The organism is Halorubrum sp. F4, assembly GCF_027257195.1.
Classification (GTDB): Archaea; Halobacteriota; Halobacteria; order Halobacteriales; family Haloferacaceae; genus Halorubrum.
Window position 1 is genome coordinate 48,751 of record NZ_JAPDFS010000002.1, and the last position, 12,689, is coordinate 61,439.

Consider the following 12,689-nt stretch of genomic DNA (forward strand, 5'->3'; position numbering starts at 1 on the left):
CATACGCTTCGATATACACCCACCCAGCGCCGTCGTAGGTTTCGGTCGTTTCTCCTTCAAATGAGCTATCCGTTTCGAAGAGGGGTTTACGAGGGTTGCCGTGAGGGCCGAGAATACGAGCGACAAACCGGCCCTCCCCGGAATACGTTGCATTGATCGATGTTTGTCCAGTGAACTCATATGGACGCGTAATCTGGCCACTCGCCGGATAGCGATGCCGGAAGAGAGAACACATCCTCCTGACTGGGACGTGGTTGCTCAACACGAAGGTGCCAGTCACCGGTTGCGGTAACCTCTATGACGTATTCAGCATCATATGTCCCTTCTGCCCACCGACCTTCGACAGCGCCCTCTCGATCTACGAGTACGAGTGAGTGTGAGGCCTCCTCAGAGCGCAGTTCGACAGTGAAATCGCTGTCGCCGTCGTGCTCGTATTCGACTGCAAAGAAGCCACCTTCGTTACGTACCTCCTCAATTATCGTAGGACCTTCACCGTCGAACAATTGTGGGTTTGGATCCTCGAACACTTCTCTCTGCTCACTCTCATCGGAATCATCCCGAAAGCATCCGGCAATCGCAAGACTAAGACTCAACCCGCTCATCTGGAGAAGGTTCCGACGCTTCATATTAGACTGATTGGACTGGGAAGTGAAATGTCTTCTCGGTTGTCCTGATTCGCTGTATACTTCATCTGTACTGAGCGATTCATGAGTCCCCTGTACTGAGCGATTGAGGATGAAAAACTATCAACTTCAGAGGGTTTCAACCTACACGTCAAAACGGCGCCACCGACGTACCGACGTTCATCACCGAGAGCCGAACTGTCGCAGAATCCTTTCCAGTTGAAGAGCACCAACAGCTGTTCAGCGCCGAGTACCACGACTTGACAGCGTGAAAGACAGTTGCTGAACCCTTTCTACGAGTAACCTGGCTCTGGAGCTCGCCATGCAACCACGATTCCACAGATAGCGACGACTCCAGCGAGTAGAAATGCCGTATCGAACCCCGCTCGGTCGACAACAACGCCGCCTACAATCGGGGCAAGGAACGCCCCCGCTAACCCGACACTCGTCTGGAACGCGACGGCTGTCGCAGCGACTCTTGAATCGACGACTTCCCGGACATACGTGAAAGACAGCCCCAGCGTAAGCTGAACCGCGAACCCGGTGAGCAGCAGGAGCGCAACGAGTAATGGAAGTGACCGAAACTGAGTGAACACCAATACGAGCGGAGCAGCAGCTGCGAAGGACCCGAAAACGATGGGTTGGCGGCGACCACCGAAGACGCGGTCAGACAGGAGGCCACTACTGATTCTAGAGACGACCCCGATTGCGGGGAACACTGCCACCAGGAGTCCACTCACAGCGAGTGACAGGCCAACCTCGGTCGTGAGATACGACGCGCCCCAGCTATTCACGAACAAGTACAGCGAATAGCCGAGAAACCCGAGCAATCCGACAGACCAGACCTCCCGGTTCCGAAGAACTGCACCAAACTCCTGAACCGAGGGGGCATCTCCCTGACTCGTCCCGATCCCTCGACTTGCTGGCCAGAATACGATGAGACCCATGACTGTGAGCCCCGTGAACGCAATAAAGATTGTAGGCCACCCGAATCGATGCGCAATGAGTGGCCCGGTTCCTTGACCGAGCGCGAATCCGATCGGGCCACTTGCGGTGAAAATGCCGACAGCGGTTGCTCGATTCCCGCTAGTCGCTGCTCGACTCACGATATCGATGCCAGCGTTCCACACGACGACGTAGGCGACCCCCCCAAGCGCTCGCGACGCAATCACTGATCGGTAGTTCCCTTGCCGTCCAGCGATCCATCCCCACGTTCCGGCGACAAGTAGTGTGAGAACGGCGAGTGCCATCACGTTTCTAGAGTCTGTCCGGTCAAGCACCGCACCAACTGGAAGGCTTGCAATCACTGCAGTACCGAACATGACTCCAACGAGGAAGCCTGCGATTGTTGGCCCGATACCCAGCGAGTCACGAATAAGCGGGGAGACGCTCGCGGGCACAATCTCGTAGGCTGCCAACCCTGTCGAGATGAGGCTCGCGCCGGCGACGATACCCCACGTTGACTGATGTTTCTGGTGTGGATCGCTATTAGTGGGTTCTTGATGCTGGGGGGTCGGTTGGGTAGTCATTACTCGAGAATGTGGACGGACGGTGAACCACGGAAATCGGGTATCGACAGGTGCCTGTAACGAATTCTGACGATAGTGTATCCATGTTATGTATCTCTCCGCATACCTTTAAGGGTTAGATGGTAAATCCTTTTATTCTCTTACTGTTAGATGGTTAACCACCAATGTACATTCATTCTGGCCTAGGCCAGCAGCAGAATTGGGGACGAATTCGAACCGGGCTCGAGGGAAGCGTTCCCTGTATTCAACTGATCGAATAATGGTCGCTTCTCAATTAGTCCTCAATTCGTCGACGGTACTACTCGTCGGAACAAATAACTGGCTCACGCAATTCGCTGTTACGCTTGAGACACGGACTGACGCGACTGTACATACAGTTGGAACCAAGGCGGAAGCGAGTGATATAGTCCGAAATCGGACCATTGACTGTCTCATCACCGGAGACACGCTCGAAGGGGCAACAGGGCTGGAACTCCTCAAGGAGATCCGCACCGAAACCACGACGCTCCCGGTCGTACTTTGTACCGCCGCTGGGAGCGAAGCTATTGCCAGCGACGCTATCAAGGCTGGTGTCACGGATTACATCGTGCTCACGGAGCCGGTAGAAGAGATGACCGACGAACTCATCGAACGAACCGAGCGTGCCGTCCGATCCGCACGGCGGACAGCCACGCGATGGGACCGGGCCAGACAGTTCGACGCCATATTCAACGATTCGCGGACCGCGACGTGGGTGCTCGATCCTGCTGGCTCACTTGCGCGTGTGAACAAGACAGCACGGGAAATGAGCGATGTGGATGTTGAAACGATCGTCGGTGAACCGTTCTGGACGCTTCCGTGGTGGGCAAAGACCGGTACGAAGAGCACGGACGTACAACAAATCGTGGAGAACGCGTTCGATGGGAGATTCGGCAACGCGGTCGTCACACAGCCGCCACACGTCGAGGATCCACGCGTCATCGATCTCTCCGTGCGTCCAGTCGAGAACGAGCGTGGAGATCTCGTTTCAATCGTCGTTGAGGGCGTAGACATCACCGAGCGCGTCGATCTCGAACGCGACCTCCGACAATCAGAGGAGCTCCACCGCGTCACGCTCAACAACATGACCGATACCGTCCTCATCACGAACGAGGCCGGCGAGTACACCTATGTTTGTCCCAACGTCCACTTCATCTTCGGCTACACGGCCGACGAGATTCACGAGCAAGGGACGATCGACAACCTCCTCGGTACGGACCTCTTCGACTGTGAGGAGCTCACAGAAGACGGCGTGCTTAAGAACATCGAGACGACCGCGACGGACAAAGCGGGTCGTGAGCACACGCTTCTGATCAACGTTCGCGAGGTCTCGATTCAAGACGGGACGCTTCTCTTCAGCTGTCGGGATATCACGAAACGTAAGCAACGCGAGGAGGCGCTTGCGACCCTCCAAGAGACCGCCCGTGATTTTCTGTACGCCGAAACGCATCAGGAAATCGCCCAGCATGTCGTCGACGACACACCTGTCGTCCTCGATCTGGATGCAAGTGCGTTCTATCTCTTTGATGCTGATGCCAACGAGCTTCGACCCACAGCGCACTCGGCGACGATGAAAGAACTCAACGGTCCGCTCCCCACCGTACACGCCGACGGCGAAACACTTCCGGGTTACAGTTTCGTCGAGGACGAAGCGCTGTTTTTTGACGATGTTCATGAGGCAGACCGGCTCGAAAACCGGGTGACTGACCTCCGCAGTACAGCCTACATTCCACTCGGTAACCACGGCGTGTTCGTCGCTGGCTCGGACCGAGTCGGCGTCTTCGACGACGTAACCCGGGAACTGGCTGATCTTCTCGCTGCAACCGCCGAGGCAGCCCTTGACCGCGTCACACGCGAGTCCCGACTTCGAAAGCAAGATCGCACACTACAGGAACAAAACGAACAGCTGACCGAGCTGAATCGGATCAACGAGACAATCCGGGAGATCGATCAAGCTCTCGTGCAAGCGGAAACACGGGAGGAAATCGACCATACTGTCTGTGAGCTGTTGACCGGCGAGAACCGATTCCAATTCGCCTGGATCGGGACGATTGACCGGATAACTGACTCCGTCGAACCACGGGCTTGGGCAGGCAGCGAACAGGGATATCTGGATAGCCAAGCATTCGCTATCGACGCATCAGCTGGGGAGCCAGCCGGGCAAACCGCGGCCACTGGCGACGTGACGATAGTGACGAACGTCGCCGCTGGTCTCCGCGACGAGCCGTGGCGGAAGGCCGCACTGGCTCGTGACTACCTCTCTGTATTGAGCATCCCTCTCGTGTACAACGACCTTACGCACGGCGTGTTGACTGTCTACGCACCGACCCAGGACGCGTTCGACGACACGACGAAGGCTGTCCTCGCTGAACTCGGCGAAACTATCGCGTCTGCGCTCAGTGCTATTGAACGAAAGAATGCACTGCTCACGACATCGGTGACGCGGGTCGAATTCGGCATCGATGATCCTGCGTTTATCCTTTCACGGCTCGCTCGAGACGCAGCGTGTACACTCTCGTATCGAGGTGGAGTCCAACAATCCACAGAGGGAAGTTACGTGTTTGTGACTGTCGACGACGGAGCAGTAACTGACGTTGTAGACGCCGCCTCGCAGTTGGTCGGGATTGACGACGTACAACAGATTAGTACGGATGGTGAGGGGAGTGTGCTCCGGTTGCGGCTTACCCAACCGTTTCTCGCTCTCGAGCTGGCCGATCATGGTGCTGTCTTCCACGAGGCAACCGCCGACCCGACATCCACAAGCCTCGTCATCGATATTCCGGACAGTATCGATGTCCGGACCATCACCCAACTCGTCCGAGAGACGTTCTCCACCGTCGAACTCCGTTCGAAGCAGACGCTGGATCAGTCCATGGAACGCGACTTGTACTCGAAGTTCCTCGAGAAACTGACCTCACGGCAACTCGAGGTGATCCAGACGGCATACTACAGCGGGTTCTTCGAGTCACCACGCGAGAACACAGGCGAAGATGTTGCGGAGACACTCGGAATCTCCCCTCCAGCATTTTATAAACACTCTCGGACTGTCCAGCGCAAACTGTTCGAAACGCTCTTCGAGGAGCACAATATCTCAATTTCGGGAATCGAAGAGTTCAATAACTAACTCCAAATTTCAGAGGGTGTTTGGTGGTTAACAGCTGAATATTCCCTTATACACTTATTACACGTACATAGAGTGCCCTATATTACCGGCTGGCACTCGTGAACCCACTATGATAGATGTCGACCCTGAATCAGACGAAAAAACCCCGTACGAGTGCTTCGAGTGTGGCAGCATCATCATCGCAGAAGACAGCCCAGGCCAATGTCCCGACTGTGGCGGCCCGATGCGAAACCGGCGAATGTCACTTGAATAATTATGGCATCAAAATCTGAGAGCACCCACAACGGATCGGACGACGAGGCGGCAGAACCAATCGAGCCTGAGTCGGCACTCGAGACCGCCCGCCGTCAGTTGGATCATGCTGCCAGTCACTTGGATATCGACCCCAGTATCGTCGAACGGCTCAGATATCCGAAGAAAGTCCACGAAGTAACAGTCCCAGTCGAACGCGATGACGGTACGGTCGATGTGTTCACCGGCTACCGAGCTCAACACGACAGTGTCAGAGGCCCGTTTAAAGGAGGGCTCCGGTATCACCCCGAGGTGAGTAGAGACGAGTGTGTCGGACTCGGCATGTGGATGACCTGGAAGTGCGCTGTTATGGATCTCCCGTTCGGGGGTGCCAAGGGTGGCGTCGCAGTCAACCCGAAAGAGTTGAGTTCGGGAGAAAAAGAGCGACTCACTCGTCGGTTTGCCCAGGAAATTCGCGATGTTATCGGACCGAATCGCGATATTCCCGCGCCGGATATGGGTACTGATCCACAGACGATGGCGTGGCTGATGGACGCGTACTCGATGCAGGAAGGTGAAACGATACCGGGAGTCGTCACCGGGAAGCCACCAGTCATCGGGGGGAGTGAAGGTCGTGAGGAAGCGCCTGGACGGAGTGTCGCGATCATCACCAAGCAGGCCTGCGAATATTATGGGAGCGATCTCGAGGGAACAACGGTCGCAATCCAGGGCTACGGGAGTGTCGGTGCGAACGCCGCCCGGCTGCTTGATGAGTGGGGAGCAATGGTCGTCGCAATCAGTGACGTGAACGGCGCAATGTACGACCCAGACGGGATCGAGACGGCGACCGTCCCGTCACACGACGAGGAGCCTGAAGCCGTCACGAAATACGCAGACGACGTGATCTCAAACGATGAGTTGCTCACACTCGATGTTGACGTACTCATCCCTGCCGCTCTCGGAAACGTGATCACCGAAGCAAATGCGAGTGCGATCGCCGCTGACCTCGTCGTTGAAGGCGCAAACGGTCCCACCACTTCGACGGCGAGTGCGATTCTCGCAGAGCGAGACATTGCAGTTATCCCCGATATTCTCGCTAATGCTGGCGGAGTCACGGTGAGCTACTTCGAGTGGCTCCAGGATATCAATCGCCGATCGTGGTCGCTCGAACGGGTGAACGACGAACTCGAAACGGAGATGCAAGCCGCTTGGCAGGCAGTCACAGACGAATACGAGCACCGCGATGTCACGTGGCGTGATGCAGCCTATATTGTTGCGCTCTCACGGATCGCTGAATCCCACGAGGTACGGGGGCTCTGGCCGTAGGGAGATGGACTATCGCCCACTCAGACGGATCCGACAGCCAACTACCCCGTTTGAACGGGGACTGTTTGGACTGTATCAACTCGTTAGCCCCGGGACTATCCTCATCACTATCTGCTTTATCGGATACGTCGTCATCGGCTTCAGTTTATCTTACGTCGGAATCTATGAACCAACGTACTCCGTTATGGGTTTCACTGATCCATTTTTCACGAGTTTGTCATTTCTAACAGGGCTCTTCATCAGTACGATGTCGGGGACGCTTGTGGCGCTCACGCTCTTGCTTAGTCCCAACGATTCGAAGGCTGATCTCGTTGTCGTGGTGAGTTTCATCGCTCTTGGATTTGGGGCCGCTACCATGCGAGTCACATTCGGAGCCGTCCAAGCATATTTCACTGAGATAGTAAGTAATCTTCTATAAAAACAATAAATAGTTTGAAATACGGAAGAAATTGGTTACTTGAATTGAGGCGCTAAGGCCCCTTCCTCAACGAGCAAGTGGAGCGAGCGAGTAGGGAAGGATTCAGCGCCGCACAAGTATCAAACACGTTAGACGCTCGGCCTACAGGCGCACCACCACCTTATTATATTGTTCTCAAGAACTGCTCAAGTGGATCCAGACACAGGGGCTTGCTACCGATGGCCGGTCGGTTCACTGTACAGGATACTGGTAAGTCCCATCCGTCTCGTGACTGATCACGCAACAAGCCGGCTGCGTGGTTCATGTTCGGGTGTATCATCTCTACTCGCTGAAAGCACCCGCCACGAGCAGTGGGAAGACGAGCGTCGCCTCTGCTTCGACCTGCGTATAATTTGTCCGGTCATCATCTTTGATCTTCCCCCACGATACTGCCTCGTTCGGGGGTGCGCCAGAGAGTGACCCATCCCCTTCCATACCGGTCGAGATATAGACGACGTAATCGGCCCCACCGCGGAACAAGTTCGTCATAATCGCGTGGTGTTTCGGCACGCCACCTCCAACTGCGATCAGACCCGTCGTATCGGCGAGCATTCCGTCCTCAATGAGCGAGTCGTAATCGTCGAGAATCTCGATTCCGACCTCCGAATCGTACCCCTGTCGGTAATAGTAGAGAAAATTCCCAACCTCGGAATCCGTCAGTGCCGGACAGTAGACGGGAACATCATTGTCCGCTGCTTGTTTCAGAACCGAATCCTGATCGTCGAGTGTCTCCCCTAACTCTCGGGCAAACGATGTCGGCGTCCGAACCTTTTCCTCAGCGAAGAACTCCTCGAAGAAGTCGTATAGGTACTCCTCCAACCAAACGTAACGGTTGGAAGGGACGAACAGATTCCCAAGACGGTTGATTCCCTGTTCCCGGAGAACTGCTTCATCCGCATCCCACTCTCCCATTTTGAACGGCTTCGCCGTTTTGATAACATCCTCCGCCAGCGATCCCGCGGTCGTGATAAGCACGTCGACGTACCCTTCACGAACGAGGTAGGCGACGACTTCACGCAATCCCGACGAAATGATATTCGACGTGCATGTGAGATAGATCGTGGCATCGGCGTCTTGCATTTGCTCGGCGATGTCGATGGCCTCTGCGAGTTGCGTCGCCTGAAAGCCCGTCGTTGCATACGCTTCCAGCATCTCCTGAAAATCGAATTCGCCACGGAAGTCGTAGCCCTGCACGTCTGGCGTGGTCAACTCTTCAGCACTTCCCGGAACAACGTGGTCGTGAGACTCCTCGTCCATACCGGCAATTAGCAGGATGCCGGTTTGAATCGTTCGAGACGGGTCGCCGATTCTCGATACACACAAGTCCAGCATCAGCTAACTGTTCAATATGTCCCAGCCGACGGTGGCTGTTCTCCGACCCGACGACAGCCGTATCGTTGAGGCGGTCGAGTATCTCCAGTCACTCGATGTATCCCCGATTCCAGACCCAATGCTGGCAATCACACCGACCGGTCAGGTTCCCCCAACATGCGGACTACTGTATCTTCACAAGCGAGACCGGTGTCGATCTAGCTGCGACAGCGGGATGGAAACAACGAGGCACCACTGTTTGTGCTGTCGGAGATCAGACTGCAACCGCATTATGCAATCGGGGCTATTCAGTCGATATCGTTCCATCGACGTTCACATCCACAGGACTCGTCGACGAGTTATCTACTGAAGTCGAGGGCCAAACCGTTGAACTTGCTCGGAGTGCACACGGCAGCGAAGTACTTGTTGAAGGACTGGAAGCAGCTGGTGGAATTGTCAGCGAAACAGCCTTATATCGCCTGAAACGACCGGAGACTGCGGGACAGTCGGTTTCACTTGCGGTAGACGGTAAGCTGGACGGTATACTGTTCACCTCGCCAAAGACGATAGAGCACTTCGTTCAAATTGCGACTGAACGTGACGCTGTCGCTGCACTCCAACGCGAGCTAGAGGAGACGATTGTTGGAGCGATAGGAGCACAACAAAACGTGCTGTCGACAAGCATGGGATCGCTGTTGATGTTATGCCGGATACAGTGGGGTTCACACAGCTTGCCGAGGTCACCGTACGTCGAATTCTGGATACCCACCAATGAACACATTCCGTCTCCAATCTGTTAGCTGACTTTGAGTGTTCACTGACGTCTCACCGTAAACCACGTTACTCCGATCAAGAAGGCAGCGGCACCAGACACTAACAGGGTTTGACGATAGCCGAACAGTGCTGCAGCCCCGACACTAAGCGGCGGACCGACCGTCGTGCCGAGTCTGAGAACACTTGTCCGAATACTCATAATGCTCCCGCGGAATTCGTCCGGTGCTCGTTCGTTGAGTGCCGTATCCGTAATCGGCTCTGCAAGTCCTTGACCAAGTCCGAATAGAAGGAGTGCACCAGCAACTACGTATATAGAGTCTGCGACGGCGACGCCGACGAGTCCGATCCCGTAACTCACGAATCCGAGCGCGATCGATTGGAAGCTCGTGAGCGACCGAAGCACGCGATCACCTTGCATTGCTGTCGCTCCCATCGTAACCGCGGGTAATCCCACGAGAAGGCCGATACTCGCTGATGAGAGGTGATATTCGTTGGCGAGCAGGAATGGAACGGCGGTGAGTTGCGCGCCGTAGAGGATGACGAAAATACCGAAGATAGCGAGATAGAGCACGACGAAGGGGGTCATCGATGTGGGTCCGGTGAGGAATGCACGGATACTCGAATTCGTATTGTTCTCGTCGCGCTGTGGCTCCTCGAGCAAGGTTATGCCGGGTACAGCGACGAGCAGCGCGAGGAGAAAACACGCGAAGGGAGCCGACCAAGCGACTGTCGCCAGCGCACCGCCGAGTAACGGATAGCCAGCAGCACCCACCGCGAGAATCGCCGCGTTGGTCCCAATTAGCACTCGTCGTTGTTCACCGGAATAGAGGTCGCCGAGGAGCGTGACCGTGAGCATCGCAATCGCACTACTCGCCGCCCCTTGGATGGCTCGCAGGACCAAGATCAGGGTGAAGTCGGAAATGAAGATGATACCGCCCCCACTGAGTCCGAAGACAACAAGCGCCGGGATTAGAATCGGTTTTCGACCGATGCGGTCAGTTAGCAGTCCAATCGGGAGAGTGAGAAAGATCCCGGGGAGCGTGAACGCCGACAGCAAGAGGCTGGCCTGTGCCTCCGAAATGTTCCATGCCTCCTGGACCGCTGGGAGTACAGGGCTGATGAGTGAGACACCCATGACAGCGACGAGCGTACTCGCGAAAATCACGGCTGTTGCTGGCGAGTTCCGGAGTTTCCGTATCCATTCCATTCGCTCTATTACTCTTTCGGTGAGCGCTCCCCGTAAGTCATCCGCTATGGGGGAGTGGTCGCCCTGAATCAGAACCGGAGGACGTTCACGGTGAGCCAATTATGTTCACAAGCCCAAAGACGCAGATTATTACAAACGGTGTAGGTGAAAGCCACGTGGTTTGACATCCAAGCAATTCACCACGGAGTGTGACTACACTGGGCATCGGACGTCCGGGAAGAAATTATCACCATGACTGAGCTCCTTGAGGAGACGTACGTTGCGGCGCTGCAGCGTGATTTCGTAGATGTTTCCCCGGAGGCATGCTCGTAGGTGTGGTTCGACGACCACCCTGCTGGTTTAGAACAACAACCGACGAAAACTACCCCTCAGTTAGCCCTCCGCCGGATCTCCTCGACGAGTTCAAACAGTTGCACGACGGACAGTACCGACTCTCGTGACCGGCTGGATCCGTCACTCACCGCTGCGTCTGGCCACCATCGACGGGAAGCGCGTGCCCAGTGACGAACGAAGCGTCGTCCGAGCAGAGCCACACGATCACGCTCGCCACTTCGGCGGGATCGGCCGGTCGACCCATCGGCACGCCGGCGGTGACTTCATCCTGCTCCTCGGGAGACATCGACTGGAGGGCACGTGTGTTAACGATTGTCGGACAGACTGCATTAACTCTGATACCGTCTGCGGCGAATTCGAGCGTGACCGACCGCGTGAGCCCGACAACGCCGTGTTTGCTCGCGCTGTAGGGCGTCCGACCGGGACTGCCCCGTATCCCGGCGTGTGAGGCAGTGTTGACGATAGCCCCGCCACCGGAGTCCAGAAGAGCCGGTATCTCATGTTTCAGCCCGAGCCACACGCCTTTCTGGGAGATGCTGGTGACGCGGTCCCAATCCTGCTCGGAGATGTCGGTTACTGGCGCGGGATCGGCTCCGGTGGCGACGTTGTTCACTGCGAAATCGAGGCGGCCATACTCTTCAAGCGCACGCTCAATCATCGCCTTGACCTCAGTGGAGTCGCTGACATCAGTGCGGACGAACGTTGCGTTCCCGCCGTCGTTTTCGATGCGGCTGACTGTCTCTCCGCCAGCCTCGTCGTCGATATCCACGACAACGACATCGGCTCCCTCGTCGGCGAATCGCTCCGCAGTCGCTCTGCCGATCCCCGACCCCGCACCCGCTACCAACGCGACACCGTCACTAAAGTTCCGCGAAATGCTGCTGAAAGACACCATTTATAACCTTCGCCGGAGCGTCCGATACCCGTGAAATCCGCCACCGTGTACCGAAATTACAGAGTCGTGAAATCTAGTGAGAACACTGGAAAACCGGTGTGGAGGTGGGGGTCTGGCGATGATCCCAATGTCCTACTATCTGCGTTTCATAGGTACTGGCAATGGCGAATTCGCGGCGGCCCATCGCACCAGCTGAAGAAAATGTCCTCAATCATCTTGAGGCATATCTCGAAGAACTGGGCGATACCAACCCGCTTACGCGTGAGATAGCTATCACATACCTCGAAGATCACGGAATCAAGCCTGCCGACGGACGCGATATAATCAAACAGCTACTCCTGAAGGGGTATCTGTATGAGGTTGGTGACGAAATTCGGATTCCACCACGCTCGTGACGAGTTGGTACGTCTGTTGTCTATCAGACTCTTCTCTCTCTCTTATCGCTAGTTCACGCCTGTACCAAACACAACAGATCTTCCCCAGATGGTTCGTTACTTCCGATATACCAGAAATCGATAGTATTTCATGAATATAACTCGAGACGCGAACGATGTACGATCTCACTGGCTTTCAGCGCGATCTCCTGTATGTTATTGCCGGGCTTGAGGACCCACACGGGCTCGCAATCAAAGACGAACTCGAAGACTACTACGAAAAAGAGATCCATCACGGGCGGCTGTATCCAAATCTCGACACACTTGTCGAGAAGGGGCTGGTCGAAAAAAGTCAGCGTGATCGACGAACTAACGAGTATACCACCACTCGTCGAGGAACTCGAGAGATCGAGGCCCGAGTAGAGTGGGAAAACCAGTACATCGATCACGCAAACTGACACCCCATCCGTCTTTAGTTAATACTATC

General features: G+C 55.6%; 10 protein-coding genes and 1 pseudogene. 6 read left to right on the forward strand and 5 right to left on the reverse strand.

The features are described 5' to 3' along the window. Positions 1-176: 176 nt before the first annotated feature. Together OKW78_RS04960 and OKW78_RS04965 are read right to left on the reverse strand one after the other, a co-directional pair. Positions 177-626 carry a hypothetical protein gene (locus tag OKW78_RS04960; RefSeq protein ID WP_210113742.1) on the reverse strand — a complete coding sequence of 150 codons (450 nt, stop codon included), beginning with the start codon at positions 624-626 and terminating at the stop codon, positions 177-179. A 290-nt stretch (positions 627-916) separates the two neighbouring features. After that, entirely contained in the window at positions 917-2,152 is a 1,236-nt protein-coding gene (locus tag OKW78_RS04965; RefSeq protein ID WP_210113743.1) for an MFS transporter, read from the reverse strand. Positions 2,153-2,411: 259 nt separating this feature from the next. Between OKW78_RS04965 and OKW78_RS04970 the strand changes: the two genes are divergently transcribed. From OKW78_RS04970 to gdhB, 3 genes are all read left to right on the forward strand, one after another. Continuing rightward, a complete protein-coding gene (locus OKW78_RS04970) occupies positions 2,412-5,294 on the forward strand; it encodes a bacterio-opsin activator domain-containing protein (protein WP_144927961.1) in 2,883 nt (960 codons plus the stop codon). 109 nt (positions 5,295-5,403) lie between these two features. After that, entirely contained in the window at positions 5,404-5,547 is a 144-nt protein-coding gene (locus OKW78_RS04975; protein ID WP_137691468.1) for a rubrerythrin-like domain-containing protein, read from the forward strand. Between the two features lie 2 nt (positions 5,548-5,549). After that, complete coding sequence (gene gdhB, locus OKW78_RS04980; protein ID WP_095638111.1) at positions 5,550-6,851, forward strand: glutamate dehydrogenase GdhB; 1,302 nt, start codon at positions 5,550-5,552, stop codon at positions 6,849-6,851. Positions 6,852-7,590: 739 nt separating this feature from the next. Here the strand turns inward: gdhB and OKW78_RS04985 are convergent. Continuing rightward, positions 7,591-8,565 (reverse strand): deoxyhypusine synthase, encoded by a 975-nt coding sequence (locus OKW78_RS04985; RefSeq protein ID WP_095638113.1) that lies wholly within the window; start codon positions 8,563-8,565, stop codon positions 7,591-7,593. Between the two features lie 91 nt (positions 8,566-8,656). Between OKW78_RS04985 and OKW78_RS16970 the strand changes: the two are divergent. Further along, positions 8,657-9,394: pseudogene (locus OKW78_RS16970) on the forward strand (uroporphyrinogen-III synthase). Between the two features lie 39 nt (positions 9,395-9,433). Here OKW78_RS16970 and OKW78_RS04990 read toward each other — a convergent pair. Both OKW78_RS04990 and OKW78_RS04995 read right to left on the reverse strand, forming a co-directional pair. Then, a complete protein-coding gene (locus OKW78_RS04990) occupies positions 9,434-10,600 on the reverse strand; it encodes an MFS transporter (RefSeq protein ID WP_095638114.1) in 1,167 nt (388 codons plus the stop codon). Positions 10,601-11,057: 457 nt separating this feature from the next. Further along, a complete protein-coding gene (locus OKW78_RS04995) occupies positions 11,058-11,828 on the reverse strand; it encodes a glucose 1-dehydrogenase (protein ID WP_144927955.1) in 771 nt (256 codons plus the stop codon). 161 nt (positions 11,829-11,989) lie between these two features. On the opposite strand from OKW78_RS04995, the gene OKW78_RS05000 reads away from it, so the two are divergent. Then, positions 11,990-12,223, forward strand: a complete 234-nt coding sequence (locus tag OKW78_RS05000) for a hypothetical protein (protein ID WP_095638115.1) — start codon at positions 11,990-11,992, stop codon at positions 12,221-12,223. A gap of 155 nt (positions 12,224-12,378) precedes the next feature. After that, the gene (locus tag OKW78_RS05005) at positions 12,379-12,660 is read left to right on the forward strand and encodes a helix-turn-helix transcriptional regulator (RefSeq protein ID WP_095638116.1); all 282 of its coding nucleotides are present in this window, start codon (positions 12,379-12,381) and stop codon (positions 12,658-12,660) included. The last annotated feature ends 29 nt before the right edge of the window (positions 12,661-12,689 follow it).